Consider the following 249-nt stretch of genomic DNA (forward strand, 5'->3'; position numbering starts at 1 on the left):
TAAGGATGCTACACATGATCTGCTTGAATATCCGGCGAATAGTGTGGCGATGCTTATTGACACCTCGTTTGCCACGGTGAGGGAAGATATGACGGTTGCGCAGGCCATCCTTCATATCCGCGAAAACCTACAGGATACAGAAGCCGCAGATGTGATTTTTGTAGTAGATAAGCAAGGTGTTTTAATTGATGATATTCCGGTTCGGCGACTTGTTCTTTCCGACCCTGCGCTTACCATGCGGGATATTAT

Annotated in this window: 1 protein-coding gene; it reads left to right on the top strand. The window is 46.6% G+C overall.

Translation table 11 applies throughout. From position 1 onward, the window contains the following. Nucleotides 1–249 (top strand): hypothetical protein (locus H6A60_RS13445; protein WP_205105360.1); only part of this gene is annotated, 249 nt, incomplete at both ends.

The organism is Sutterella massiliensis, assembly GCF_016899755.1.
In the GTDB taxonomy this organism is placed as follows: Bacteria; Pseudomonadota; Gammaproteobacteria; order Burkholderiales; family Burkholderiaceae_F; genus Sutterella; species Sutterella massiliensis.